The organism is Neisseria dentiae (assembly GCF_024580525.1).
Taxonomy (GTDB): domain Bacteria; phylum Pseudomonadota; class Gammaproteobacteria; order Burkholderiales; family Neisseriaceae; genus Neisseria; species Neisseria dentiae_A.
The window spans coordinates 319,706-343,229 of record NZ_JANIKQ010000001.1 but is presented as its reverse complement, the minus strand read 5'-3'; the positions used below and the strand labels follow the sequence as shown (position 1 = coordinate 343,229).

Annotated in this window: 19 protein-coding genes and 1 pseudogene; 9 read left to right on the top strand and 11 right to left on the bottom strand. The window is 56.5% G+C overall.

What is annotated here, in order from left to right:
* Nucleotides 1–180: 180 nt before the first annotated feature.
* Both ilvA and trpB read left to right on the top strand, forming a co-directional pair.
* Entirely contained in the window at nucleotides 181–1,704 is a 1,524-nt protein-coding gene (gene ilvA, locus NQ012_RS01760; protein ID WP_257065770.1) for a threonine ammonia-lyase, biosynthetic, read from the top strand.
* A gap of 239 nt (nucleotides 1,705–1,943) precedes the next feature.
* On the top strand, nucleotides 1,944–3,149 hold the full coding sequence (trpB, locus tag NQ012_RS01755) for a tryptophan synthase subunit beta (RefSeq protein ID WP_257065768.1): 1,206 nt from the start codon (nucleotides 1,944–1,946) through the stop codon (nucleotides 3,147–3,149).
* A 463-nt stretch (nucleotides 3,150–3,612) separates the two neighbouring features.
* Here the strand turns inward: trpB and NQ012_RS01750 are convergent, their stop codons facing one another.
* A complete protein-coding gene (locus tag NQ012_RS01750; protein ID WP_257065767.1) occupies nucleotides 3,613–4,200 on the bottom strand; it encodes an opacity family porin in 588 nt (195 codons plus the stop codon).
* Nucleotides 4,201–4,394: 194 nt separating this feature from the next.
* Here NQ012_RS01750 and azu point away from each other — a divergent pair, with 194 nt between their 5' ends.
* A complete protein-coding gene (azu, locus tag NQ012_RS01745; protein WP_257065766.1) occupies nucleotides 4,395–4,964 on the top strand; it encodes an azurin in 570 nt (189 codons plus the stop codon).
* A 300-nt stretch (nucleotides 4,965–5,264) separates the two neighbouring features.
* Here azu and NQ012_RS01740 read toward each other — a convergent pair whose 3' ends face one another.
* The 4 genes from NQ012_RS01740 to NQ012_RS01725 all read right to left on the bottom strand — a co-directional run bounded on the left by NQ012_RS01740 (nucleotide 5,265) and on the right by NQ012_RS01725 (nucleotide 9,502).
* A complete protein-coding gene (locus NQ012_RS01740) occupies nucleotides 5,265–6,332 on the bottom strand; it encodes an AbrB family transcriptional regulator (protein ID WP_257065765.1) in 1,068 nt (355 codons plus the stop codon).
* Between the two features lie 94 nt (nucleotides 6,333–6,426).
* Nucleotides 6,427–7,920 carry a tripartite tricarboxylate transporter permease gene (locus tag NQ012_RS01735; RefSeq protein ID WP_257065763.1) on the bottom strand — a complete coding sequence of 498 codons (1,494 nt, stop codon included), beginning with the start codon at nucleotides 7,918–7,920 and terminating at the stop codon, nucleotides 6,427–6,429.
* A gap of 13 nt (nucleotides 7,921–7,933) precedes the next feature.
* Nucleotides 7,934–8,371, bottom strand: coding sequence for a tripartite tricarboxylate transporter TctB family protein (locus tag NQ012_RS01730; protein ID WP_257065762.1), 438 nt, complete (start codon nucleotides 8,369–8,371; stop codon nucleotides 7,934–7,936).
* A gap of 135 nt (nucleotides 8,372–8,506) precedes the next feature.
* Nucleotides 8,507–9,502, bottom strand: a complete 996-nt coding sequence (locus NQ012_RS01725; RefSeq protein WP_257065761.1) for a tripartite tricarboxylate transporter substrate binding protein — start codon at nucleotides 9,500–9,502, stop codon at nucleotides 8,507–8,509.
* A 273-nt stretch (nucleotides 9,503–9,775) separates the two neighbouring features.
* Here NQ012_RS01725 and NQ012_RS01720 point away from each other — a divergent pair, with 273 nt between their 5' ends.
* The 4 genes and pseudogenes from NQ012_RS01720 to NQ012_RS01710 all read left to right on the top strand — a co-directional run bounded on the left by NQ012_RS01720 (nucleotide 9,776) and on the right by NQ012_RS01710 (nucleotide 13,983).
* Nucleotides 9,776–10,495 (top strand): lipoyl protein ligase domain-containing protein, encoded by a 720-nt coding sequence (locus tag NQ012_RS01720; RefSeq protein WP_257065760.1) that lies wholly within the window; start codon nucleotides 9,776–9,778, stop codon nucleotides 10,493–10,495.
* A gap of 69 nt (nucleotides 10,496–10,564) precedes the next feature.
* Nucleotides 10,565–13,123, top strand: a complete 2,559-nt coding sequence (glnD, locus tag NQ012_RS01715; RefSeq protein WP_257065759.1) for a [protein-PII] uridylyltransferase — start codon at nucleotides 10,565–10,567, stop codon at nucleotides 13,121–13,123.
* 293 nt (nucleotides 13,124–13,416) lie between these two features.
* Nucleotides 13,417–13,618: pseudogene (locus NQ012_RS13030) on the top strand (hypothetical protein).
* Entirely contained in the window at nucleotides 13,615–13,983 is a 369-nt protein-coding gene (locus NQ012_RS01710) for a PAS domain S-box protein (protein ID WP_257065757.1), read from the top strand. Before NQ012_RS13030 ends, NQ012_RS01710 begins: the two are co-directional and overlap by 4 nt.
* Nucleotides 13,984–14,080: 97 nt before the next feature.
* Here NQ012_RS01710 and metW read toward each other — a convergent pair whose 3' ends face one another.
* Both metW and metX read right to left on the bottom strand, forming a co-directional pair.
* On the bottom strand, nucleotides 14,081–14,665 hold the full coding sequence (gene metW / locus NQ012_RS01705; RefSeq protein ID WP_257065755.1) for a methionine biosynthesis protein MetW: 585 nt from the start codon (nucleotides 14,663–14,665) through the stop codon (nucleotides 14,081–14,083).
* Entirely contained in the window at nucleotides 14,658–15,800 is a 1,143-nt protein-coding gene (gene metX / locus NQ012_RS01700; RefSeq protein ID WP_257065753.1) for a homoserine O-succinyltransferase MetX, read from the bottom strand. Before metX ends, metW begins: the two co-directional genes overlap by 8 nt.
* Nucleotides 15,801–16,129: 329 nt before the next feature.
* Between metX and NQ012_RS01695 the strand changes: the two genes are divergently transcribed.
* A complete protein-coding gene (locus NQ012_RS01695; RefSeq protein ID WP_257065752.1) occupies nucleotides 16,130–16,306 on the top strand; it encodes a protein MIGRI in 177 nt (58 codons plus the stop codon).
* An 87-nt stretch (nucleotides 16,307–16,393) separates the two neighbouring features.
* Here the strand turns inward: NQ012_RS01695 and NQ012_RS01690 are convergent, their stop codons facing one another.
* Together NQ012_RS01690 and miaA are read right to left on the bottom strand one after the other, a co-directional pair.
* Complete coding sequence (locus NQ012_RS01690; RefSeq protein WP_257065751.1) at nucleotides 16,394–18,406, bottom strand: site-specific recombinase; 2,013 nt, start codon at nucleotides 18,404–18,406, stop codon at nucleotides 16,394–16,396.
* A 167-nt stretch (nucleotides 18,407–18,573) separates the two neighbouring features.
* A complete protein-coding gene (gene miaA, locus NQ012_RS01685) occupies nucleotides 18,574–19,524 on the bottom strand; it encodes a tRNA (adenosine(37)-N6)-dimethylallyltransferase MiaA (protein WP_257065750.1) in 951 nt (316 codons plus the stop codon).
* A gap of 131 nt (nucleotides 19,525–19,655) precedes the next feature.
* On the opposite strand from miaA, the gene NQ012_RS01680 reads away from it, so the two are divergent.
* Nucleotides 19,656–20,129, top strand: coding sequence for a carboxymuconolactone decarboxylase family protein (locus tag NQ012_RS01680; RefSeq protein ID WP_257065749.1), 474 nt, complete (start codon nucleotides 19,656–19,658; stop codon nucleotides 20,127–20,129).
* A 109-nt stretch (nucleotides 20,130–20,238) separates the two neighbouring features.
* Here the strand turns inward: NQ012_RS01680 and NQ012_RS01675 are convergent, their stop codons facing one another.
* Together NQ012_RS01675 and NQ012_RS01670 are read right to left on the bottom strand one after the other, a co-directional pair.
* A complete protein-coding gene (locus NQ012_RS01675; protein ID WP_257065748.1) occupies nucleotides 20,239–21,195 on the bottom strand; it encodes a peptidylprolyl isomerase in 957 nt (318 codons plus the stop codon).
* The gene (locus NQ012_RS01670; RefSeq protein ID WP_257065746.1) at nucleotides 21,192–23,519 is read right to left on the bottom strand and encodes an LPS-assembly protein LptD; all 2,328 of its coding nucleotides are present in this window, start codon (nucleotides 23,517–23,519) and stop codon (nucleotides 21,192–21,194) included. The genes NQ012_RS01675 and NQ012_RS01670 overlap by 4 nt, the downstream gene beginning before the upstream one ends.
* Nucleotides 23,520–23,524 lie beyond the last annotated feature (5 nt).

The window sequence follows — 23,524 nt, the reverse complement described above, 5'->3', positions numbered from 1 at the left end:
GTGTGTTAACGGCGGCCGGTTTTTGTAGAGCGGGCATTATACCCGCTAATGTAGGTTTTGCTAAGTTTCGATTCAGATTTTTCTTGCTTTCAGACGGCCTGCGGGGTATGGTTTTGCCTTTGCCCGCGCAGGCTTTTCCACCGCTGCGGGTGCGTGATTTCCCATCTGAAGCCAAACCGCATGAACACACCATCTTATTCCGATTATCTGATCCGCATCCTCACCGCCGCCGTGTATGATGTTGCCGTGGAAACGCCGCTGGAGCAGGCGCGTGGCCTGTCACGCCGTGCCAATAACAATATTTTGCTCAAACGCGAAGATTTGCAGCCCGTGTTTTCGTTCAAAATCCGCGGCGCCTACAACAAAATGGCCAAGCTGCCGAAAGAGGCGCTCTCGCGCGGCATCATCGCCGCCAGCGCGGGCAACCATGCGCAGGGCGTGGCTCTGTCGGCGCAGCGTTTGGGTTGCCGCGCGGTGATCGTGATGCCCGAAACCACGCCGCAAATCAAAATCGATGCGGTGAGAAACCGCGGCGGCGAAGTGGTGCTCAAGGGGGTGTCGTATAACGATGCCTATGATTATGCCGTGAAGCTCGCCGAAGAAGAGGGCCTCACCTATATCGCCCCGTTCGACGATCCCGACGTGATTGCCGGCCAGGGCACCATCGGCATGGAGATTCTGCGCCAAACGTCCGAAAGCATCCATGCCATTTTCGTGCCCATCGGCGGCGGCGGCTTGGCCGCAGGCGTGGCGGCGTTTATCAAACAGGTACGCCCCGAAATCAAAGTGATCGGGGTGCAGACCAACGATTCGTGCTGCATGAAAGTGTCGATTGCCAAAGGCGAGCGGGTGGAGCTGAAAGACGTGGGCCTGTTTTCAGACGGCACCGCCGTGAAGCTGGTGGGCGAAGAAACGTTCCGCATCTGCCGCGATCTGCTCGACGAAATCATCACGGTTGACACCGACGCCATCTGCGGCGCCATCAAAGATATTTTCGACGACACCCGCAGCATTATGGAGCCTGCCGGCGCATTGGCGCTGGCCGGTTTGAAAGCCTACATCAACCGCACGAGGGCCGAAGGCGAAACGCTGGTGGCGGTAACCAGCGGTGCCAACATCAACTTCCACCGCTTGCGCCACGTGTCGGAACGCAGCGAGCTGGGCGAAGGCAATGAGGGTATTTTCGCCGTGTCGATACCCGAAAAACCGGGCAGCTTCCGCAAATTTATCAATGTGTTGGGCAACCGTAATATCACCGAGTTCAACTACCGTTACGGCGACGACGAAACCGCGCATATTTTTGTGGGCATCCAAACGGCAGGCGTGCAGGATTTGGCCAAAATCAGCGCCGACCTCACCGCCGCCGGCTTGCCCAACACCGATTTAACCGATAACGAAGTGGCGAAAATCCACACCCGCTATATGGTCGGCGGGCGCACGCACAAAGTGGCCAACGAGCGCGTGGTCAGCTTCGAATTTCCCGAACGGCCGGGCGCGCTGGCGCGTTTTTTAACCCGCATGCAGTCCGATTGGAACATCACCCTGTTCCACTACCGCAACCACGGCGCCGATTACGGCCGCGTGCTGGTGGGCGTGGACGTGCCGCCGCAAGACGGCCAAGCCTTTGCCGATTTTCTCGACGGCTTGGATTATGCCTATGAAGACGAAACCCACAATGCGGCATACAAGCTGTTTTTAGGCTGAAAAGGCCGTCTGAAAGGCGGCTGTTTCTAGGGAGTATAGTCAGAAGGCTTGCGAAGCGGTTTTTTGAGAGAAAATCCGCAGATGCAAGGCAAAAAGCACAGCAAGATTGGACATCTTGCGAGCATTTTTAACGCCGCAGATGCGGATTTTAACCAAAAATACCGCCGCAACGCTTTCTGACTACACTCCCTAATATTCCGACTTTCTTACATCACTATTGTTTTACAGGGAACAACAACATGGCAAACGAACAATTAAACGCACTGGTTCTGCCCGACGAAAACGGTAACTTCGGCAAACACGGCGGTAAAATCGGCCATCCCGAATTGGCCAAAGCATTGGCCGAAATCGAAACCGGCTTCCGCAACATTATTAAAGACGCCGATTTCATCAGCGAAATGAAACGCCTGCAAGCCACTTATGTCGGCCGCCCCAGCCCGATCTACCACGCCCGCACGCTGTCGCAGCGCGGCGCGCAGATTTATCTGAAACGCGAAGACCTCAACCACACCGGCGCACACAAAATCAACCACTGCATCGGCGAAGTGCTGCTGGCGAAAAAGCTGGGCAAGAAAAAAGTGATTGCCGAAACCGGCGCCGGCCAGCACGGCGTGGCACTGGCCACCGCCGCCGCACTGCTGGGTTTGGCATGCGAAATCCATATGGGCGTGGTCGATATTGCCAAAGAACACCCCAATGTTTCGCGCATGAAGATTCTGGGCGCGAAAATCGTACCGGTGTCGGCCGGTGCCGGCACGCTGAAAGAAGCGGTGGACAGCGCGTTTGAATCGTATATGGGGCAGCTGGGCGACAGCATGTTCGCCATCGGCTCTGTGGTCGGCCCCGCGCCCTATCCCGAAATGGTGGCTTATTTCCAATCCATCGTCGGCCACGAAGCGCGCGAGCAGTTTCAGACGGCCTACGGCGGCCTGCCCGACGAAGTGATTGCCTGCGTCGGCGGCGGCTCGAATGCGCTGGGCTTGTTTAATGCCTTTATCGACGATAAAAACGTAGAACTGGTGGGCGTGGAACCCGCCGGCGAAGGCTTGGACAAACCCGGCCGCCACGCCGCCACCATGACTTTGGGCAAGTTCGGCAACATTCAGGGCTTCAACTGCTACTACCTGCAAGAAGCCGACGGCACGCCTGCCGCCGTGCATTCCATCGCTTCGGGGCTGGACTATCCCGGCGTCGGCCCGCAACACTGCCACCTGAAAGACAGTGGCCGCGCGCGTTACGAAACCGCCACCGATGCCGAATGTTTGGACGCCTTTATGGCATTATCGCGCGAAGAAGGCATTATCCCCGCGCTGGAATCCTCGCACGCCGTGGCTTATGCCCTGCGCCGCGCCGCACAACTGGACGGCAGCAAACGCCTGCTGGTGAATCTGTCCGGGCGTGGTGATAAAGACATTGATTTTGTGTTGGAAAAAATCACCGTCTAACGGACAGATAATTTTGTAAAACTGATTCAGGCCGTCTGAAAAACCAACCGCCGTCATACTCGGGCTTGACCCGAGTATCTGTTATTTTCTTTCGAAACCATAAGATGCCCGGGTTAAGCCCGATCGTGGCGAAGAAAGGAAAATGCGCGTTTCAGACGGCCTTAGGGAGTGCAGTCAGAAAGCGTTGCGGCGGTATTTTTGGTCAAAATCCGCATCTGCGGCGTTAGGCAGCATAGCGGACTTGCGAAGCTAAAATGCTCGCAAGATGTCCAATCTTGCTGTGCTTTTTGCCTTGCATCTGCGGATTTTTCCTCAAAAAACCGCTTCACAAGCCTTCTGACTACACTCCCTAATGAGTTTGCAAAGATTTCAACCCACCCCAATATTGGTGCGGGTTGGCATAAAAAACGGGTTCTGTTGCTGACAGAACCCGTTTTCATACGGCCCGATAAGGGCACAACAGTTAGAACTTCACGCGAACACCGGCAGATAATTCTTGAGTGTGGAGTTTGGTGAATTCGTATTTGCCCCAGTAGTTGTAGCGGTAACCTGCATCCAAAGTGATATTGTCGGTTACGTTAACACCCACACCGGCCAAAACACCTACGCCGGTTTTGGTTTTGCTTTCAGATTCAGAGCGGCTGTAATAGCTGTTGGAGTAGTGGTATTTATCTGAAAAACGGTTGAGACCGACACGCGCACCCAGATAGGGTTTTACTTTTTCACTTACCGGGAAATCGTAGATGGCAGAAACGCCGACGCTTTGAAATTTGGCTTTGCCGCTTTCATAGGCATCGCTGTTTGGCTTGGCACCACCATATTTGACGGATTTATAGTGGGTGTAATCCACACCGCCGCGCCAGTTGTTGCCGAAATCGTAGCCGACGGTAAAGCGCGGGCTGAAACTGCTTTTAGAAAACGAATCACCGTCGTCATATTTGATTTTTAACTTGCTGACACCGGCATCGCCCTGAATATAGAAACCGGGGTCGGCAAAAACGGGGGCGGCTAAAGCCAAAGAAACTGCGATGGCGAAAATCTTCTTGGTCATGGTAAACTCCGTTAATATTGTTAAAACAATGATTTGCTTAACGCATAAGCATTTTATGCCGAGTGCAATTGTTTATGCAATCAGGGCAGAATAAGCGGTATGTAATATTGATGAAAGCTGACGCAAGTCAAGCACCACCGAAAAGAATCCGCAGATAATCTGTATGTATTTTTAACCCGATACGGAGCTGTTTCATGAAAACTTATTTAGCTTTGATTTCCGCCGCCGCATTAGCCTTAAGCGCCTGTGGCGGGCAGGAAACCGCCGCCCCCGCCGCCCAACCGGCCGCTTCGGAAGCAACGGCTGCATCTGTCGCTTCGGCTGACGCCCCCGCCGCAGCGTCCGCCGCCTCCGACAGCGCCGCCGCTGCCCCGGCAGAAGGATGCGAAGTGGTGGTGAATTCCGACGATCAGATGAAGTTCGACAAACAAGAGTTGGAAATCAAAAAATCCTGCAAAGAATTCAAAATCGTGTTGAAACACACCGGCAAAATGCCCAAAGCGGCGATGGGGCACAATATCGTGATTTCCAAAGCCGAAGACGCTCAGGGTGTGGTGAGTGACGGCGCAGGCGCAACCGCAGAGAAAAATTTTGTGAAAGAAGGCGATACCCGCGTGATTGCCTATACCAAATTAATCGGCGGCAGCGAAGAAACTTCGGTTACGGTTGATCCGTCCAAATTTGCCGAAGGCAGCCAATATGAGTTTTACTGCACCTTCCCCGGCCACTACGGCCTGATGCACGGTACGGTGAAATTGATCTGATGTATATAACTTGCATATGACTAAAACGGCCTGTGTTCAACAGGCCGTTTTTTATGTGGTTTAATGGCGGTGGTTAGGCATTTCAGACGGCTTGAGACCTTTGCAAGTCGTTTAGGCCGTCTAAAATATTCAACCATCGTCATTCCCGCGTAGGCGGGAATCCAGTTATTTTTGTAAGTTATTGAAATAAAATACTTGATGGTTTTAAGGCTGGATTCCCGCCTACGCGGGAATGACGAGGCAAACCTTTTCAGAGTTGAATTGGTTTTTTGCAAAGATCCCGGCCTTTTTCAGACGGCCTTAAGGCGTTTTTGCAAGGGTTTCCGTCTGTTTTTTTTCAAAACGCGGCCTGAGTTTGTGGCACAAAATGCCCGCGGTGCCGACCACCGCCACCATGCGCGAAACGTGGAAGGCGGTAACAATCGGCACGCCCAGTTGCAGCACTTTGGCTGTGATGGTCATTTCGGCCACACCGCCGGGCGACAAACCCAAGCCCAGCGTGGGCAGGGGGATGGTGCTGATTTGCGCCAGCAGGTAAGTGGCGGCGGCGGTTAAGGCCAGCGACAAACTCACACTCACGGCCACCACGCCGAGCAGGCGCGGGGCGGAGCGGAAAAAGCCCGGCGCGAAACGGTTGCCCAGTGCCCAACCGATAAAGAGCTGGCCGATGTGGGAAACGGAAACGGGCACGGCCGATAAGTGGATGCCGGCCAAAGTGAGCAGCGTGGCGGCCAAAAGCGGGCCGAACGTCCACGGGTTAGACCATTTCCGCCATTCGAACAGGCGGGCGGCCGCAAAAGAGCAGGCAAACAGCAGCGCCAAACCGCCCCAATGCACGGCGGTATTTTGGCTTAAGCCGCTGCTGTCGGTGTGGTGGTAGCCCATATATTGGTAGAAAAACGGCACGATGGTAACAATCATCAGCACCCGCAGCGAATGGGCGGACACCACTTTGGCAACCTGTGCGCCTTGTTGGTCGGCCATATTGGCCATTTCGCTGGCACCGCCCATAGCCGAGGCATACCACGCGGTGGTGAAATCTACGCCTGCATAACGATAGACCAGTATGCTGCCGATGATGCCCAGCCCGATCGAAAACGCCATACCGAAAACCAGCAGCGGCCAATGCGCCAGCAACACCCCCGCCATCTGCGGTGTAAAATACAAGCCGAGCGAAGTGCCGATAACGGCCAGCCCCGCTTTGCGGCAGAAAGCGGGCGCTTTCACCGGCACGTTGTTCAGGCTTAACACGGCGGTGGCCAGCAGCGAACCGAGCAGCCACGGAATCGGCAGTTTCAGCGCTTCGGCCGCCAACGCACCCGCCAAGGCGGCGGCGAAGCCGGGCAGGTAGCGCAAAACGGTGTTCATGGTCGGGCATTTCCGGTAGGGTGCAAATTTATTTGGTAATGATACGGAATATAATAAAGGCCGTCTGAAAAGTTTTCAGACGGCCTTTATATCGTCAGGCGGCTTTGCGGCGGCGCAGCCAGCGGTAAACCGGCAACAGCACCATAAAGCCCGACAGTACCCACAACGACAAGGTGATCGGGCCGTGGAACAGAATGCCTATGTCGCCCTGTGAAATTGACAGCGCGCGGCGCAGGCTGGATTCCATCAGCTCGCCCAGCACATAACCCAGAATCAGGGCGGAAAGCGGGAAATTCAGCTTACGCAGCATATAGCCCAAAATACCCAAACCGATCATCAGCACCAAATCGAAGGTCGTGCTGTGAATCGCATACACGCCCACGAAGCTCACCGCTGCAATGGCCGGAATCAGAATATAGTTGGGAATATTCAACAGCTTGGCGAAAAAACCCACCAGCGGGATATTCAGCGCCAGCAGAATGATGTTGCCGATAAACAGCGAGGCAATCAAACCCCACACGATATCGGGCTGTTCACTGAAAAGCTGCGGGCCGGGGGTGATGTTGTAGAGCGTTAACGCGCCCATCATCACCGCCGTGGTGCCCGATCCAGGTACGCCCAGCGTGAGCATGGGAATAAACGAACCACAGGCCGAAGCATTGTTGGCCGCTTCGGGAGCAGCGATACCGCGCAGGTCGCCCTCGCCGAACGTGCCGTTTTTGCCGGCGATTTTTTTCTCGTTGGTGTACGACATCGCGCTGGCAATCGTTGCACCCGCACCGGGCAACACGCCGATAAAGAAACCGGCCACGCCGCTGCGGATAATCGCACCCATGCTGAACATCAGCTCTTTCAGATTAAAGAGCGCACGTTTGCCCTGCGTCAGCGCTTTTTGGCCGCTTTCGGTATGCTCCAGCATAATCAGGATTTCGCTGATGCTGAAAAAGCCGATTACGATGGTGGTGAACTGAATGCCGTCTGAAAGGTTGACCGAATCGAAGGTGAAACGGTAAACGCCGGTAACCGCGTCCATGCCCACCATCGCCAATCCCAAGCCGATTAAGGCCGAAACGGCGGTTTTAACCGGCTGGTCGCCCACCAGGCCGCTCAAACAGGTGATGGCGAACACCATCAGCACGAAGTATTCGGCGGGGCCGAATGCAATCGCCCAATGCGCCAGCAGCGGTGCGAACAAAACCACACCCACGGTGGCGATGGTGCTGCCGATAAACGAGCTGGCGGCAGAGAGCGAAAGCGCAATGCCCGCCTTGCCCTGTTTGGCCAGCGGATAGCCGTCAAGCGTGGACATAATCGCCGCCGCATCGCCCGGCACGTTGATCAGAATCGCCGAAATGCGCCCGCCGTATTCGCAGCCCAAATACACCGCAGCCAAAAGAATCAGCGCCGACTCGGGCGGCAAACCCAGCGCAAAGGCGAACGGCAGCAGCAGCGCTACGCCGTTAATCGGCCCCAGGCCCGGCAGCATGCCGACGATGGTACCGATAAACGCGCCGATCAGCGCCAGCAGCAGGTTTTGCGGCAGCAGCGCCACCTCAAAGCCCGACATCAAATATTGCAAAGTTTCCATTTATATCCGCCTTTCAACCGAAAAAGCCCAAGGGCAGCGGCACATCGAAGGCCAGATCGAACAGCGCGTAAAACAGCGCACCCAAAACGATGCCCGACACCGCGCAGGGCAGCGTGCGCCCGCCGAACAGTTTTCCGACGCCGAACGACATCAGCGCAGTGGCGAGCGGAAAGCCCAGCACTTCGAACAACACGGCATAAGCGCCCAGAAACACGATGCATAGGCCGACTTTTTTCAAAATGGCGGGAGTGTAGCCCAAATTGATGTATTCGCCGCGCGGCCGCACCACCAAAAACAGGCAGCACAAGGCCAAGAGCGAGAGAATGAGCACCGGATAGGGACGTGGCCCCAGCGGGTCGTAAGACACCGGCGCGGTATAGCCGAAGGCCAGATAGAGTAATCCGAGCGTTGCCAAAAGCAGCGCGGCGGAAAACAAACGTTCGATTTTCATGAAGGTAAACTCCGTTTGAAGACAGAAAATTATTTTGTGCGGCAATGGTTTTTCAGACGGCCTTCAGCAAAAAAACAGGCCGTCTGAAAAAAACGGCAACCGGAGAAGCAATAAGTTTCCGATTGCCGTTTTGCGTTACTTGGTCAGCTCGAACTCTTTAGACAACGCGCGCATTTCTTCGGTGGATTTTTCAACATACTGTTTCAGCTCGTCGCCCGTCAGCTCGAACGGCAACAGGTCGCGCTGGCTGCGCAGCTCGGCGAATTTCGGGTCTTTCAGCATAGCGTCGAAATGGGTTTTCCACCAGTTGTAGGATTCGTCGCTCACTTTCGGGCCCATGTAGTAGCCGCGGATAACCGGCCATTGTACGTCGAAGCCCTGTTCTTTGGCGGTGGGGATGTCTTTGAGCTTGCCTTGCAGGCGCTCGGGCGAGAACACCGCCAAAACGCGGATTTTGCCGGCTTCGATGTGCGGACCCATCTCGGCGATACCCGCGCTGACCACGTTGATGTGGTTGCCCAACACGGCGGTTACCGCTTCGCCGCCGCCTTCAAGCGCAACGTAGGTCATGTCTTTGGGGTTGACGCCGGCGGCTTTGGCCACCATCGCCGTTTGCAGCCAGTCTTGGCCGCCCACGCTGCCGCCCGCACCGAAGCTCACCGATTTCGGGTCTTTTTTCAGCGCGTCAACCAAGTCTTGCAGGTTTTTCAGCGGCGAATCGGCGTTTACGGCCACCATGCCGTAATCAGTGCCCACCGCAGCCAGCCAGCGCACGTCTTTTTCGGTGTATTGGCCGAACTTGCCCTGCGCCAGATTCAGCAGCGAACCGGTGGAAAACGCCACGATGGCATCGTTGTTGGCCGGGTCGTTCGCCACGATTTTGTTATAGGCAACCGCACCCACGCCGCCGGGCATATAGGTTACGCGCATCGGTTTGTCGAGCTGGCCGGTGTCTTTCAAACCGCTTTGCGCGAGTTTGCAGGTTAAATCGAAGCCGCCGCCGGGTTTGGCGGGCGCGATACATTCGGGCTTGCCCGGCGCGCCGGCTTCGGCGCCGTCTTTCTTACAGGCACCCAGCGTGAAAGCTGCGGCAACGGCCAAAGCCAATACGGCATATTTTTTGTGGTTCATGGCAAATTTCTCCGGTTGATATGTGTTAAAAGCTGCCGCGGCAGCTTCAGAGAGGTTGTGGCGCAAAAATTAAATGACTCTTTGCGCTTTGTCAACATTGTTCAATAATTGTGAATAAAATTATGCCGAATGGTAATATTTGTTAACAGCTTATCGAATAACGGCTCAAAAAACGGTTGCGGTATGATTTAAAAAGCGATAAATAGTCGGTGAACATCATTATGTTCAGACGGCTTCAAGCCGTCTGAAAAAACATACGACGGAGCCTGAGCGATGACGGTTTTCACCTTGCAGCCCCAACATTTCTTCAACCCCGCCGCCCGCAGCTGGGCGGAGAGCGAACAACGTTTGATTGATGCCGGCGTGAAAGCGGGAGGCGGCATTGCCTGGGTGGGGTGCGGGGCAGACGGCATCGTGGTGCCGCGCAGTTACCGCAGCAAAGCGGGCTTTAACGAAGCCTGCGCAACCCTGCTTTCAGACGGCCTGCCCGTGCATGTGCGGCTTACCGGCGGCGGCGTGGTGCCGCAGTCGGCCGACGTGGTCAACCTGCAACTGGCCTATCCTGCCGTTGCGGCGCAGCCCTTGCAGGTTTCCGAGCGGCATTATCTGATGCTGTGCGCCTTGCTGCAAAAGCTGTTTGCCGTTTTCGGCATCGACACCGGTTACCAAACCGTTTCCGGTTCGTTTTGCGACGGCCGTTTCAATCTGGCGCACAACGGCCGCAAAATCGCCGGCACCGCCCAATGCTGGCAGCGCCTGCCGGGCGTGCCCGATGCCTACACCGTACTTTCTTCGGCCGTGATTCTGGCGGATAATCCACACGGCTTGACCGAACGCGCCAACTTGCTGGAAACCGCACTCGGCAGCGGTGTGCGCTATCTGCCCGAAAAAACCACCGCCGTGGGCGTGTTGAGCGGGGCGGGCGCCGGAGACGTTTGTGCTGAATTGGTGCGGTTGCTGGAAGCGGAAACGTTCGGCGAAGGCTTCTTTTGATTGAAATATAGTGATTGAAATATTACTCAAGGCCGTCTGAAAGGTTTCGGACGGTCTGCGGAAAACACCATGCAAACCCTGATCCAATCTGCCGTGCAAGACCTTAAATTCCAAAAACAGCAGGCCGTTGAGGCCTATTGTGCCAAGCGGCGTGCGCCGGTGTTTTTTGAGCACTACACCAAAGCCATCGAGCGCGCGCTGGCGGTGTTGTGGCTGGAGCTTTTCCCCGCCAGCCCGCTGTGCCTGCTGGCCACCGGCGGGTTCGGGCGCGGCGAAATGTATCCTTATTCCGATGTCGACCTGGCCATCGTGTCGCCCGAACCGCTCACGGAGCAGCAGGAAAAAGCCGAAATCTTCGTGCAGGCGCTGTGGGATATGCAGCTCTCGCCGGCCGTGAAAATCGGCAGCGTAGAAGAGCTGTGCGAGAGCGTGCGCGAAGACATCACCGGCGACACCGCTTTTCTCGAAGCCCGTTTTCTGTTCGGCAGCCATGTTTTGGCCGAACAGCTTTTGCAGCGTATGGGGTTGCAGCGCGACACCGCGGCCTTTATCGAAGCCAAAATGGTGGAAATGCAGCAGCGCCACGCCAAATCGCAAGGTTCGGGCGCGGTGCTCGAACCCAACATCAAAACCTGCCCCGGCGGCCTGCGCGACATCCACACCATGCTGTGGCTGGCGCGGGCGCAAGGGTTGGATGCGCCTTTAAGCACCCTGATTTCGCAAGGCGTGGTTACCCGGCCCGAAGCTGTGATGCTGCTCAACAGCCACAAAAAACTGGCCGCCATCCGCATCGACCTGCACTTGGCGGCAGGACGCAGCGAAGACAGGCTGATTTTCGACCTGCAAACGCAGGTGGCCGAAAACATGGGCTGGCGCGACGATGCCCACCGCATCAAAAGCGAAAAACTGATGCGGGTGTTTTACCGAGCCAGCAAAACCGTGATGCAGCTCAACGGCATTCTGCTGCCCATGTTGCGCGGGCGCGTGTATTCGCAGGCCAACCGCATCGTCCACCGCATCGACGACGACTACTACCAAGTGGGCAACCAGCTGGCGGTGTACGACAAAAAACTGTTTTTCCGCCGCCCCGAGCACTTGTGGAAAGCGGTGGAGATTTTGCAAACGCGCAACGACATCATCACGCTTGCCCCGAAAACCCTGCGCAACTGGTGGGCGGCTTCGCGCAAAATCAACCGCGCGTTTTACGCCGATCCCGAAAACCGCCGCCGTTTCGTCGGTTTTTTCAAGCACGGCGGAGGGTTAACCCATGTGATGCGCTTTCTCAACCTCTACGGCGCGCTCGAACGCTATCTGCCTGCTTGGGATAAAATCGTCGGCCTGCTTCAGCACGACCTGTTCCACATCTACCCCGTGGACGACCATATTTTAACCGTGCTGCACAATATGCGCCGCCTGGCGATGGATTCGCGCAGCCACGAGCTGCCGTTTGCCTCGGCACTGATGCACGCATTCGAGAAACAACATATTCTTTATCTGGCCGCACTGTTTCACGACATTGCAAAAGGACGCGGCGGCGACCATTCGATAGAAGGCATTGCCGACGCCCGCCGTTTTGCCGCCGACCATTTTCTCAGCGAAGAAGAAAGCGACCTCTTGGCCTGGCTGGTGGAAGACCACCTGCTGATGTCGGCGGTGGCGCAGAAAGAAGACATTCAAGACCCAGACGTGATCAACAACTTCTGCGGGCGCGTGAAAACACAGGAGCGGTTAAACGCACTTTACCTGCTCACCGTTGCCGACATCCGCGGCACCAATCCCAAACTGTGGAACAGCTGGCGTGCCGGCTTATTGGAAAACCTCTTTCACGCCGCCGCCCGCCGTTTTGCCGGCGAAAGCGGCAGCCGCCACGTGATTACCAGCCGCCGCCAGCAGGGCGCGGCCGACCAGCTCACCCGTGCCGGTACGCCCGAAAAACAGCAGCAGAAACTCTGGCAGGCACTCGGCTCGGCCTATTTCGTGCGCCACGAATTGCGCGAAATCCTCTGGCATACCGCCAACCTCGTCCACCAAACCGAACAGCCGCAGGTGCGCAGCCGCATTCTGCCCGAGAGCGACACCTTGCAGGTGATGGTGTTCATGCCCAACCAACCGCGCCTGTTCGCCCGCCTGTGCCGCATTTTCAGCCACCACGGCCTTGATATTCTCGCCGCGCGCGCCTTCGTTACCGAACACGGCTATATTCTCGACACCTTTATCGTGCAGATACCGCCCAAGTATGCCGCCGCCGATTATCCTAATGTGCAAAGCGCGCTCGAAGCCGAAATCAACAATTTCATCCACGGCTACGACACCACCGCCGAGCACACCGCCTGCGGTATCCGCAGCCGCCGCAGCCGCCACCTGCCCATCGCCCCGGGCGTGCATCTGGCCGCCGAGCAGGATTACCCGGGCTGGTACACGCTCGAAATCGTGGCCGTCAACCGCCCCTATCTGCTGGCCGACGTTGCCGAAGTGTTGTCCGACCAGGATATCAGCCTGCGTTACGCCAAAATCGCCACCCTCGACGAACGCGTGGAAGACAGCTTCGTGCTGTTTAGCCCGCATCTGGAAAACCCGAAAAACCAGCTTGCCTTGAAACAGGCGCTGCTGGCGCAATTATCGGTTTAACGGCCAATAGACGCAGATGTCTGAAATAAACAGAGGCTGAGACCTTTGCGAAACTCTTTTAGGCACCTTAAAACACTTACGTCATGCTCGGGCTTGACCCGAGCATCTTTTTGTTTTAGAAGAAAAAGAGATACTCGGGTTGAGCACGGGTATGACGAAATATAATACATTCAGGATTAAAACGGCTTTTTTGCAAAGGCTTCAGGCCGTCTGAAAACTTTCAGACGGCCTGAAGTCTGATATAGTGAATGAACACAAAAAGATACAAGGTGCGCTGACACCGTAGGAGACTTTTGCAAAACCCCCATCTGCGGCGCATTTCTTCATTGTGCGTTTATGCCCTTTAGGGTACTGCTCGCTCGCTTAGCCTATCTGTTTGATATGTCTGCACTCGCTGCGCTGCTACGCCTTGAACTGCATCCACATCTGGGGGCAAAGGTCTCCGTAGATTTTTGTGTTCATTCACTCACTATAAAAAAAGGAACCCTGCCATGAACCTGCCTTATCAAGCCATGCTCGAACAAGCCACCGATTCGGTTATCTACGCCGACCAAACGGGTATTATCCGTTTCTGGAACCGCGCCTCTGAAATGCTGTTCGGTTTCAGCGCCGAAGAAGCCGTCGGCCAAAGCCTCGATATTATTATTCCCGAATATCTGCGCGAACCGCATTGGCGGGGATTTTACGCCGCCATCGAAACGGGCAGAACCAAACACGGCGGCAAGCCCGCGCGCACCAAGGCGTTAAACAAAGCCGGCGGATATATTTATGCCGAAGTGGGCTTTTGTGTGGTGGTTGATGAAGAAACAGGGCGGAAAGGAGCATTGTCAATCGCCCGTGCGGCAGCACCGAAAGGATAAACTGAGATTAAAGATGCCATGCCCGAAGCAAACAGAGGCCGTCTGAAAACTTTCAGACGGCCTCTGTTTGTCTGTTAACAGCAACCCCAAAACCAAACTAGCCCACGCGGTAAAACGCCAGGCTGCCGAGCAGGTTGGGCAGGATGTTGATGCGCCTGCCCGCGGTCATCACCGTGCGCTCGAGCACGCGGATATGGTTTTTGGCGCACAGGCGGTCGAAATCCTGCAAGGTGCACCAGTGGATATTGGGCGTGTTATACCATTGGTAAGGCATACGCTCGCTCACCGGCATATGGCCCAACAGGCCGATTTGCAGGCGGTTTTTCCAGTAGCCGAAATTGGGGAACGATACGATGGCCTGTTTGGCCACACGGGTGAGGTCTTGCAGGATGGTTTCGGTGTTCTGCATGGCCTGTATGGTTTGGCTTAACACGATGATGTCGAAGCTGTCGGCATCGAAATCCTGCAAGCCTTGTTCCAAATCGGCCTGTATCACGTTGATGCCGCGTTCAATCGAGGCGAGCACGCCTTCGGTGTCGATTTCCACGCCGTAGCCGCTGCAATTTTTTTCCCGAATCAGGGCGGAAAGCAGCTCGCCTTTGCCGCAGCCTAAATCCAACACGCGGCTGCCGGCGGGAATCCAATCGTAAATCAGTTGTAAGTCGTCGCGCAGTTCAGTCACGGCGGCACTCCTCGGCTACGTTGTTCATATAGGCGCGCACGGCGCGGATATAGGGTTCGTCAGTCATCAGAAAGGCATCGTGGCCGTGGTGGGATTCCACTTCGATATACTGCACGCTTTTTCCGGCTTTCACCAAATGCTTTACCAATGCGCGCGAGCGGGCGGGGGCGAAACGCCAGTCGGTGCTGAAGCTTGCTACGAAAAATTTGGCCTGCACGGTTTTGAGGGTGGCCACCAAATCGTTGCCGAACTCGGAGGCAGGGGCGAAATAATCCAACGCTTTGGTCATGCGCAGGTAGGTGTTGGCATCGAAGCGCTCGGCGAATTTGTCACCCTGATAGCGTAGATAGGATTCGACTTCAAATTCAACGTCGTAGCTGTATTGGTAGCCGTCGGCGTGCATATTGCGGCCGAATTTTCTGCCCAAGCCCTGTTCGGCAAGATAGGTGATGTGCCCCATCATGCGGGCGATACGCAGGCCGCGGCGGGGCACGGTTTGATGGCGGCGGTAGTGGCCGTCGTGGAAATCGGGGTCTGTGATGATGGCTTGGCGGGCCACATCGTTAAAGGCGATGTTTTGCGCGGAAAGGCGGGTGGCCGAGGCAATCACGAGGGCGTGGCGCACGCGGTCGGGGAAGTCTATCGTCCATTGCAGGGCCTGCATTCCGCCCAAGCTGCCGCCGACAACGGCCGCCCACTGCCTGATGCCGAAATGGTCGGCCAAAAGGGCTTGGCTCTGTACCCAGTCTTTCACCGTTACCACGGGAAAATCGGCGCCGTATTCTCCGCCGGTTTCGGGATTAATGCTCAAAGGGCCGGTGCTGCCGTGGCAGCCGCCGAGGTTGTTCAGCCCCACCACGAAAAAACGGTCGGTGTCGATGGGTTTGCCGGGGCCGACCATGTTGTCCCACCAGCCGGGGTGTTTGTCGTCGGGCGAGTGGCGGCCGGCAACGTGGTGGTTGCCCGAAAGGGCATGGCAGACCAATACGGCGTTGGATTTGCTTGCGTTGAGCGTGCCGTAGGTTTCGACCATCAGATCGAAGCGCGGCAGGGTTTGGCCGTTTTGCAGGGCGAGCGGCGTTTCAAACGCGATTTTCTGCGGGGTTACAATCCAAACGTCGGCTTTGTCGGTCATGGTGGGCAGGCGCAAATTCGGGAAAACGGCTATTATATAGCGGAAAAACTTATTTCTGCCACAAGGCAGCAAGCCGCAGACAGTACAAATAGTACGGAACCGATTCTGTTGCCGCTTTAGCGGCTTACAAAATCGTTCTCTTTGAGCTAAGGCGCAGCAACGCCGTGGCAGAAATAAAGTTTTTTCCGCTATAGCGGTTTGGTTTTGATTTGTGTGCGCATACGGCTGCGGCGGATATGCCGCTGTTTTTGTGTGTACGCTTTGCAAAGGCCGTCTGAAATCCGAATCTTTCAGACGGCCTCTTCGGTGAGCTTGGAAAACGGAATATTATGATAGGCCGCATTTTACGCATTGCGTTTCTGATTGCGCTGATTGCTTTGGTGGTGCACCGTCTGTTTAACCGCAGGCAGAAACGCGCCCTGCACGAAATCGTGCAAATCAGCGCGTGGGTGTTTTTGGCGGTGGCGCTGGCGGTGCTGGGGTGGTATGTGCTGGGTGCATGGTGAGGCTGTTTTGAATTTTACAATTGGGCAGGCCGTCTGAAATGTTTCAGACGGCCTGTTTGCTTTTGTCCGAATCCGCCGTGCCGGATTTTAGGATTGTTTGTGTTCGGCCTTTCCGCCTTTGGCTGCATCCGCAACGATTTGCACGGGGAAAAACAAGTGCAGGGGGTTGGCTTTAATCTGCAACCAAGTGCTTTTTAAAAGCGCAGGCACGCTGTCGATATGGGTGCCGCGGGCGCGCAGGGCAACGGTGAGGGCGAGGGCGAAGCTCACCAGCAGGTTGACCAGGCCGATGAGCAGCACGCCGGCGAGGGTAATCATAAAGGCGGTGAAGCCGAGATTGCCGCTTACGGCGGCATAGCCGATGTTGGCCGACGAAAACGCCACATGGCGGATATCGAGCGGCAGGTCGAGCAGGTGGCCGACGTAGCCGGTCATGCCCAGCAGCATACCGAAAATGAAATTACCCATCATCGAGCCGTAGTTGCGGTGGATATAGTCGCCGAAACGCTGGCGCGCACGCAGCGGCACGGTTTTTCTGAGCAGCGGGTTAACGGTGAGGCGGCGGCGCAGGTCGAGATAGTCGGCGCGGTTGTCGAAAAAGCCCGCGATAATGCCCGAGCAAAACAGCCACACGCCGGCAATGGCGGCATACCACAGGGTCGGCTCGGTGAACGGGCGCACCGATTTGAGTTGGTAGGCAACGTTGTCGGCGCTCAAAATCGGCGTGCCGGTGTTGGCGGCGAACGCCACCGAAATCAGTGCGGCCAGCAGCACGGCCACGCTGACGTTGCCGAACACGGCCACGCTTTGCGAGCGCACCACGTCTATCAGCAGCGAAGCGAGTTTCACATCGACGGCGCGGCCCTTTTCGTTGTGTTCCACCTGTTCGGCAAAGCTGGCGGCGGTCATGGCGGGCTGTTTGGTGGCAACGGTCAGACCCAACAGTTGGATCATCATAAACCCTAAGCCATAGTTCAGGCCGCTGAGCAGCGATGTGGTGAATTCGCTGAAGCCCATGCCGCCGATGTGGATTTTGTTCAGCGCCATCAATGCGATCAGCACGCCGCCGCCTGCCGCCGAACGCAGCATGGCGAAATATTCGCTGCGGTTGCGGGTGATGTAGTGCCCGCCGCGGTTGCTTTTGTTTTCGGTGATGCTTTTGGCCAGCATTTTCACGCTGCTGTGCCACAGTTGGTCGGTGCTGCGCTGTTCGACGGCGGCGGTGGTCATCGAGTCGAGCAGAACGGCGGTGTGGTATTCGGGGCGGCGGCCGGTTTGGATATTGAGCAGCAGCTCGAGCCGTTCTACGGTTTGCGCCAGCCGTTCGATCAGGTGGGCCACTTTCACCGAAGAGCCGGAACCTGCGCCCGTACCGCGGCGGCGCAGGCGTTCTATCTGGCTGCGGCATTGGTCGAGCATCACTTCGATATGGGCGGTGTCGTAGGGTGCGGTTTCGGTTTGGTAGTGTTCGGCCAGCTTGGCGGTTTCGCGCTGGAGGGCGATAAAGGCGGAGTTGATGTCGAGCAGGCGCGGTTCGATGCGGATCAAATCCTGATCGAGCGCCTCGGCGGCCACCCACACGGAAAGCATTTCCAAAGCGTGCAGGCGCGCTTGCGTGAGCTGGCGCGAGGCCGTCTGAACGGCGGCGGTGTCGGCGTGGTTTCTGATCAGGCAGTAGAGTTTCAGCCATTGTTTGGCCGACACGGCCGCGAGCCATCTGCCGTCGTTTTTCGAGTGGAAGAGATAAAGAAAAATATCGCGCAGGTTGTTCAAATCTTTATAAGAAGGGCTGAAGCGCTCGTAAAGGCGCATACCCATCTCGCGCGCGAAACCGCTGCGCGAAAAAATACCCAAGCCCACCAGTGCGGGATAGATGCGCACTTGCGCGAGCCAGGTGTAAAAGCGTTTGGCAAACTGGCGGCACAGGGTTTCGTTTTCGCTGAAAATCTCAATCAGCGCGTCAACGCGTTCCGAAGCGTGTTTGGCGCCGCCCTTGCGCAGAAAACCGGTTAGGGCGTTGAGTACGGCTACAAAATCGGGGGTGTCGGCGTGTTTGCCCAATAGCGCGTAAAGCGTGGGTTTGATGCTGTTTTTCTTCATCTCGTTGAGGCTGGTATTTTATTTCTAGGGAGTGTAGTCAGAAGGCTTGTGAAGCGGATTTTAACCAAAAATACCGCCGCAAAGCCTTATGGCTACACTTCCTAGCATTAAAGCTTGGGCTATTTTAATAAAATTACAACCGTTGCGGGGAAAAGATTGTTAACAAGTTATGCCGTGCCGCCGAAATGTTGCCGGGCTTCGGCTAAGGCCGTCTGAAGCATATTGCCGCCGCTGCCGTAGGGATCGATCACTTTGTTTATCGGAGTTTTGCGCAGCCAGGTAAGCTGGCGTTTGGCAAGCTGGCGGGTGGCGGCGGTGCCTTTTTCAATAAACTCCTGATAGCCGCAGGCGCCCGCCAGATAATCCCACGCCTGGCGGTAGCCTACGCAGCGCATGGAAGGCATATCGGCGGTGAGCGCGGGGTATTCGGTTTGCAGCCTTTCGACTTCTTTTAAAAAGCCTTGTTCGAGCATGGTTGCGAAACGCTTGCCGATTTGCGCATGAAGCAGGGCACGGTTTTCGGGAATCAGCGCCACGGTGTGCAAATCGAGCGGCGGGGTGTGCGCTTGCTGCTCGGCGAAATGGCGGCTCAAGGGTTTGCCGGTGAGGATAAACACTTCGAGCGCGCGCTCGATGCGCTGGCTGTCGGCGGGTTCCAAACGCGCGGCGGTGGCAGGGTCGGCTGCTTGCAGGCGGCGGTAGAGGTGTGCCAAACCGTGTGCGGCTTTTTCGGCCTGCAAGGCGGCGCGCACGGCGGGATCGGCTTCGGGCAGCGCGTTCAAGCCTTCGGTGAGGGCGTGGAAATACATCATGGTGCCGCCCACAATCAGCGGCAGTTTGCCGCGTGCGCCGATTTCGTGCGCCAGCCGCACGCAGTCGCGCACGAAGTCGGCGGCGCTGTAGGCTTCGAGCGGCGAAATGATGTCGATTAAGTGATGCGGCACGGCGGCGCGTTCGGCGGCGGTGGGCTTGGCGGTGCCGATGTCCATGCCGCGGTAAACCAGCGCAGAATCGAGGCTGATGATTTCCACGGGCAGGTGTTCGGCGATTTGCAGGGCGAGGCCGGTTTTGCCGCCGGCGGTGGGGCCGAGCAGGGCGAAGGCTTTGGGGGCGGTCATCGGTGCGGGACGGCGTGCGGAAAAGGGAACGATTATAACAAAAGGCCGTCTGAAAAATTGAAAGTTTTCAGACGGCCTTTTGTTATACTTCACAACCATCAGAAACCCATTGAAACGAACGGAGCTTAAAAATGCAAAGACTGGACTACCCCACCAAAGGCGCAAAGGTGTTTAACGAAATGTTGAAAGTGGAAGCCGCGCTGGGCGATTTGTCGATTGATGTCCTGATGAAGGAAATCATCAAAATTCGCGCGTCGCAGCTGAACGGCTGCTCGTTTTGTTTGGATATGCACGTGAAAACCGCCCGCAAACACGGCGAGCGAGAAATGCGCCTGCACCATGTTGCCGTTTGGCGCGAAAGCAATCTATTTTCCGACAAAGAACGGATGGCGCTGGAGCTAACCGAGGCGTTAACCAAACTCAGCCCCGAAGGTTTGAGCGACGAACTCTACCGCCGCGCGCTGACCGTGTTGAGCGAGCAGGAGCTGTGCGACATTGTGTTTTCCATCGCCCAAATCAACGCCTGGAACCGCTTGGGCGTGGCTTTCCACACCGAAATCGGCTCGATGGACAAAGTCATGGGCTTGGATAAGCTGGAACTGTAAACCCCGGAAGCAAGCGGTTCTCGAAAAACTTAGGCCGTACCTCTGCAAATAGGGTTTGCAGAGATACGGCCTTATTGCTACGGCTGTTGCTGTATGTTACACGCCTAGCTTAGCGGCGGATTTCTACATAAGAGGTTTCGTGCAGCTCTTTGAGCAGGTTAACGGTAGCCTGCTCGGCTTTTTGGCGGGCGATATACTGGCGCATGGCTTCGCGCTGGCGCTCTTCAGGCGTGCCTGCTTCGCGCACGTCGTTCAGTTTGATGATGTGCCAGCCGAATTGGCTTCGCACGGGGCGGCTTACTTGGCCGGGTTTCAGGTTGTGCACGGCGTTTTCAAATTCGGGCACCATTTGGCCGTCTGAAAACCAACCCAAATCGCCGCCGTTGGCTGCGCTGCCGTCTTGCGAATATTGGCGGGCGAGTGCGGAAAAGTCGGTGCCGCTGCGCGCTTGGTTGTAGATTTTGCGGATGCCGCTCTCAGCGGCTTTGGTGGCATTGGCGTTTTCGGCTTTCAGCAGAATGTGCTGGGCGCGGTATTGGCGCAGCGGTTCGCCTTGCGGCAAGGGTGTGCCTTGCTGTTTGGCGTGGGCGATCATGCTGTCCACTTCGGCGTCGCTCACGCGGCTTTGCTGCATCACGGCCTGCTGGCGTACTTTTTGGGTGATGATGCTGTCGGCAATGCTGCGGCGCATGGCGGCTTTGCTCACGCCGCTTTTGGCGGCTTGGGCGTAGAGGCCGTCGACGGTGGTTTTGCGGGATTGGGCGATGTCGCTTAAGGCGGCATCGATTTCGGCATCGCCGGCGGTGATGTTGCGGCGTTTGCCGGCCTGCACGATCAGCGATTGGTTGATCAGCTGCTGCAACACTTGGGTGCGCAGTTCGTCTTCGTTAACGTTTTTGCCCAAGCGGCTGCGGGCTTCGGCCATGCCTTGGCGCACGTCGCGCTGGGTAATCACTTCGTTGCCGGCAATGGCGGCGATGCCGTCCACCTGTTTGACTTCGGCGGCTTGTGCGGTTTGCAGCGCCAAACCGAGGGCGGCAGCTAGCATCAGGGGTTTGAAATTCATTGGTTTACCTCGTTGGTTTTGCTGTAGCCGGGAACGGCCAAGCGCAGTTTTTCAAAGGGGTTGTTGCCGATATTGCTCAAGTCTTTCAGTTGCAGGTTGAAGAATACGGCGTTTTTGGTGCTGTTGAGGCCGGTTATGTAGCGTTGGCCGACGATGCTGGCGCCCCAGCAGCCGCAACCGCTTTTGTATTCGATGCCGGCGAGCATTTCAATCGGTTTTCTGCCTTGCAGCTCGTAGTTGTATCGGGCGATGGCGTAAAGGTTTTTGGCAATCGGCCATTGGGCGGCCAAGTCGATTTGGCGGGTTTTGTCGTAGAAATATACGCCGTCGTCTTGCAGGTAGATTTTTTCGTTGCGGCCGTATTTGTAGCGAGCACTCAACACTTTGCCGGGTTCGGGGTTGTAGAGCAGGGCGGTTGAATAGCTTTCGGCGCGGCTTTCGTTTTGGTTGTAGTGGATATCGACATCCATGCGGATGCTGTCGGTGATTTTGCCGTTGGCAAACGCTACCCAGTCGGAACGGTTGCGCGGGTAGCGGCCGATGCTGCCGTCGAGCTGCACGTTATCGTTTTTCAGGTAAAACTTCTGGCCGATACCGGCGCGGAACAGTTCTGCGCCGTTGCGGGGATTGAGGAAGCGGGTTTGTACGGCGGTGGAAATGCTGTTGGCCGAATTAACGCGGTCGTTGCCCGAATAGAGGTTTTCTCGGAAAAGCTGGTCGTAGCTGAAGCTGTTTCTAGAGGTGTCGAAATTGGGCAGGTCGTTTTGCGATTTGGTGGGAATATAGTTGTAAAACAGGCGCGGTTCCAGCGTTTGGATATAGTCGCTGCCTAAAAACGAGGTTTTGCGCTCGAAGGTCATGCCGCTGTCGACGTTGAAAACCGGCAGGGTAAGGCTGGCGGTGCGGGAGGGGGTGCTGCCGAATTCTTCCAAATCGTAATAGGCCGAGTGCACGCCGATTTTCGGGCGGATATAGCCCCATGAGTTGTGGAAATCCCATTTTATGCTGGGTTTGATAATCACGCGTTTGCCCGATTGTTTGCTGTCGTGGTCGAAGCGCGTGAACTGGCCGGACAAATCTACCTGTGCGTTGCCGATGTTTTTGCTCCAAGTGCCTTGCAGACGCGGCATGATGGCGTAGGGTTCGTCTTTATAGCCGTAGATGTTGGCCAGTGTTTGGTATTTCTGCACGGTGAAGTGGCCGTTGAGCGCGCCGCCCCACAGGGTGTCGTTGTAGTTCAGCCAAACTTGGCGGTTGAGGTTGACGTTGGCGGCGATGTCGTCTTGGCCGTAGAAGTCGCGGTAGTAGTCGTTGTCGGAAACGCGGTTATAGTCGATGCCGCCGCTGAGCTTCGAAGTGAATTGCTGGTTGTGGTTGAACTTGAACTGGTAGCGGTTGTTGTGTTCGCTTTTGCGGTCGTCGGGCATCCAAGTGCCTTCAACCTGGCCGGCGTATTTCGGTTGCAGGTAGCGGAACTGGCCGCCGATGCGCGCGCCGCGGCTGCCGATAACGCCGGGGGTGATGGTAGCGTCGTAATTGGGCGCGAGGTTCATATAATAGGGCAAATCCAGCTCGAGGCCGTCTGAACCGAGGCCGACGGTGGGCACCAAAAGACCGCTTTTGCGGTTGCTGTTAAGCGGAAAATCAGCCCACGGCGTGTAGAGAACCGGTACGCCGCCGAACACCAGCGAAGCGCCTTTGGCCACGCCGATGCCGGTGTTTTGGTTGGCTTCTATGCTTTTGGCTTTGATATACCAGCTTGCGTCGCCCGGTTCGCAGGTGTTGAATTTGGTGTTGATTAATTTGTAGCGGCCGTCGCCCTGCATTTCGGCCGATTCGCTCACGCTTTGCAGACGGCGGCCGTTTTGCTCGCTTTCCAAACGGGTGTTGTGTGCGGTGCCGGTGCGCTCGGTCAGATTATATTGCACGTTTTCGCCGGTAACGGTGGTGCCGTTTTGGTAGAGCACGAAAGTATTGCCGGCGGTAACGGTTTCGGCGGTTTGGTCGTAATCCACCCATTGCGCGTTTAATATCTGGTCGTTGCGCTCGATAATCACATCGCCTTCGGCACGCACTTTTACGTTGGTTTGGCCTTCTACCAAATCGGCGGTTACGCGGGTGTAGTCGGCGGGCAGCGGCTCGCCGCCGCTGCGTTTGATCTCGGGTATGGCGTGTGCCGCCGCTGCGTTTTTCAGTTTTTCGGGGGTGCAGTTCAGGCAGGTGTTGCCCAGCGACAAGCCGTCGGCGGCCTGTGCCGAAGCCGCCGCGCCGAAGCCTACGCTCAGGGCGACCACCACCGGTTTTAATGAAAATAAACGAGCCAAAGTCT

Bases quoted from the DNA above. Each gene is read 5' to 3' on its own strand.
- NQ012_RS01750 (WP_257065767.1), bottom strand. From the start codon at position 4,200: ATGACCAAGAAGATTTTCGCCATCGCAGTTTCTTTGGCTTTAGCCGCC.
- NQ012_RS01675 (WP_257065748.1), bottom strand. From the start codon at position 21,195: ATGAATTTCAAACCCCTGATGCTAGCTGCCGCCCTCGGTTTGGCGCTG.
- metX (WP_257065753.1), bottom strand. From the start codon at position 15,800: ATGACCGACAAAGCCGACGTTTGGATTGTAACCCCGCAGAAAATCGCG.
- NQ012_RS01680 (WP_257065749.1), top strand. From the start codon at position 19,656: ATGCAAAGACTGGACTACCCCACCAAAGGCGCAAAGGTGTTTAACGAA.
- trpB (WP_257065768.1), top strand. From the start codon at position 1,944: ATGGCAAACGAACAATTAAACGCACTGGTTCTGCCCGACGAAAACGGT.
- glnD (WP_257065759.1), top strand. From the start codon at position 10,565: ATGCAAACCCTGATCCAATCTGCCGTGCAAGACCTTAAATTCCAAAAA.
- NQ012_RS01730 (WP_257065762.1), bottom strand. From the start codon at position 8,371: ATGAAAATCGAACGTTTGTTTTCCGCCGCGCTGCTTTTGGCAACGCTC.
- NQ012_RS01690 (WP_257065751.1), bottom strand. From the start codon at position 18,406: ATGAAGAAAAACAGCATCAAACCCACGCTTTACGCGCTATTGGGCAAA.
- NQ012_RS01725 (WP_257065761.1), bottom strand. From the start codon at position 9,502: ATGAACCACAAAAAATATGCCGTATTGGCTTTGGCCGTTGCCGCAGCT.
- NQ012_RS01740 (WP_257065765.1), bottom strand. From the start codon at position 6,332: ATGAACACCGTTTTGCGCTACCTGCCCGGCTTCGCCGCCGCCTTGGCG.
- NQ012_RS01720 (WP_257065760.1), top strand. From the start codon at position 9,776: ATGACGGTTTTCACCTTGCAGCCCCAACATTTCTTCAACCCCGCCGCC.
- NQ012_RS01695 (WP_257065752.1), top strand. From the start codon at position 16,130: ATGATAGGCCGCATTTTACGCATTGCGTTTCTGATTGCGCTGATTGCT.
- ilvA (WP_257065770.1), top strand. From the start codon at position 181: ATGAACACACCATCTTATTCCGATTATCTGATCCGCATCCTCACCGCC.
- miaA (WP_257065750.1), bottom strand. From the start codon at position 19,524: ATGACCGCCCCCAAAGCCTTCGCCCTGCTCGGCCCCACCGCCGGCGGC.
- NQ012_RS01735 (WP_257065763.1), bottom strand. From the start codon at position 7,920: ATGGAAACTTTGCAATATTTGATGTCGGGCTTTGAGGTGGCGCTGCTG.
- NQ012_RS01710 (WP_257065757.1), top strand. From the start codon at position 13,615: ATGAACCTGCCTTATCAAGCCATGCTCGAACAAGCCACCGATTCGGTT.
- azu (WP_257065766.1), top strand. From the start codon at position 4,395: ATGAAAACTTATTTAGCTTTGATTTCCGCCGCCGCATTAGCCTTAAGC.